General features: G+C 64.8%; 3 protein-coding genes. 2 read left to right on the top strand and 1 reads right to left on the bottom strand.

The annotated features are described in order from the left end of the window. Both metG and rnfB read left to right on the top strand, forming a co-directional pair. The coding region (gene metG, locus AC04L7_RS17275) for a methionine--tRNA ligase subunit beta (protein WP_475513518.1) at positions 1-606 on the top strand (606 nt) is incomplete at its 5' end. Positions 607-676: 70 nt separating this feature from the next. Then, positions 677-1,126, top strand: a complete 450-nt coding sequence (gene rnfB, locus AC04L7_RS17280; RefSeq protein ID WP_435999318.1) for an Rnf electron transport complex subunit RnfB — start codon at positions 677-679, stop codon at positions 1,124-1,126. 359 nt (positions 1,127-1,485) lie between these two features. On the opposite strand, the gene AC04L7_RS17285 is transcribed toward rnfB, so the two are convergent. Next, a partial coding sequence (locus tag AC04L7_RS17285; RefSeq protein ID WP_475513519.1) for a TraB/GumN family protein occupies positions 1,486-2,118 on the bottom strand: 633 nt, incomplete at its 5' end.

The following is a 2,118-nucleotide window of genomic DNA, read 5'->3' on the forward strand; positions in this document are numbered from 1 at the left end:
GCACTGAAGCCGGTGTTGCCGCGCACGGCCGCCGAAGCGGAAGCGTTCCTCAGCGCGCCGGTGGAGACGTGGGCCGATGTGGACAACCCGCTGCTCGCCCACACCATCCAGACCTACTCGCCGCTTTTCACCCGTATCGACCCGAAACTGATCGACGCCATGACCGACGCCTCCAAGGACACCCTCGCCGCCGCGCCCGCACCCGCACCCGCCGTTACCGAGAAGAAGGCACAGGCGAAAGCTGACGTGCCGACCGAGGCGAAGGATGCGACCGGCCTCATCGGCATCGAGGATTTCGCCAGGCTCGACCTGCGCATCGGCAAGGTGCTGGAGTGCGGCTTCGTGGACGGTTCCGACAAGCTGCTGCGATTCCTGCTGGATGCCGGCGACTTGGGCCAGCGCCAGATCTTTTCCGGCATCCGCGCCAGCTACGGCGAACCGGACACGCTGGTCGGCCGCAACGTGGTGTTCATCGCCAACCTGGCACCGCGCAAGATGCGCTTCGGCCTGAGCGAGGGCATGATCCTGTCGGCCGGGTTCGACGGTGGCGCGCTGGCATTGCTGGACGCCGATGCCGGTGCCCTGCCCGGCATGCCGGTGCGGTGAGGCAAGAGCAGAGCGAAGAGACGTGAGGAACGAGCAGAAGCCGGTTCCATCCCACTCCTCGCTGATCCCCGTGGCAACCGCGGACCTGACCGAGCGCCTCGATCGCCTGCTGCCGCAGACCCAGTGCGGACAGTGCGGCTTCGATGGCTGCCTGCCCTACGCGCAGGCGATGGCATGCGGCGAAGCGGGCGTGGACCACTGTCCCCCCGGCGGCGATGACGGCGCGCGTGCGCTCGCACGGGTGCTGGGCGTACCGCCGCTGCCGTACGACCGCGCCCGCGGCACGCACAAGCCCGCAATGGTCGCGGTGGTGGTGGAGGCCGACTGCATCGGTTGCACGAGATGCATCCAGGCCTGCCCCGTGGATGCCATCATCGGCGGCGCCAAGCAGATGCATGTAGTGATCGATCCGCTGTGCACGGGCTGCGAACTCTGCGTGCCCGCCTGCCCGGTGGACTGCATTGTGATGGAACAGCCACCACCGCACGTGGGCCACGCGCGCGCAGGCGCCATTTCGTGAGCAAGCCGGCGCAGGGATCGTCCCGCGCCGGCTGGTCGATGCTACTCGAGGCAGGTCAGGAGCGCATCGTAAGTGTCGCTGTAACACCATTGACCCAGCGCTTCGAAATAAGAGTATCCGGCAGCCGTCAACATCATCGCCTCTCCCGCCACTTCACCCGATGCGCTTACGACGCTTGGCGAAAGCGAGCCCACAATTCCCGCTATCGCGTTCCCACCCAGGACAGCCGCATGCTCGGCTACAGTCAAGTCACGCATTCTCCAACTCCTTTTAGTTGACCATGATCGCCCCGCTTTCTTGCAGGACGACTCAACTTACCGGATAGGGCATGCGGGAGCAATCGCGTGATAGCGCGCGGGTCAACGCGGGCAAGCGGAGCAGATTCTCTCAACGGAGTAGCCCTGCGCGCGCAGCTTCTCGACCACGCCATCCTGGCCCAGCAAGTGCAGAGCGCCGACGACGACCAAGACATCATCACTGCCGCTTGCATCGAGGTGCTGACGGATTTTCGGCACCCATGCATCGTTCCGCGCGACGTTGATGCGCCGGTAAAGCTCGGGGTAGTCACGCTTCATGTCCGCCGCCATGCCCGCCCGCAGCAGTTCCGCATCGCCACGACGCCATGCGTCATGCAAGCGCAAGGTTTCCGTCGACCCTTTACCTGCTTGTTCTAGTGCATCCGCGAGCATCTGTAACTGCTCCTTCTCGCTCGAGCCATCCAGGACATCAATCTGCTCCTGTCCGGTCTCCAGGCCAGCGCTCGGCTTGCCGGACTCGGCGCTACGCTTGACGAAATGGTTGTCGAGCCCCAGCGCGGGATCCAGACCCAGCTTCCCCATTTCCACCATCGTCACCATCAAGGCCGCAAACCAAGGCTCCACTACCGAGAGCATCTGCGGCGACATGCCAAACTTTGGCAGCGCATCCCTATTCGCCTGAGCCCAACCGTCGAGTTGTTGCGCGATAGCTGGTGGCAATGCGGACTGAAGGGT

It is taken from the genome of Pseudoxanthomonas sp. LjRoot204_2 (assembly GCF_056175765.1).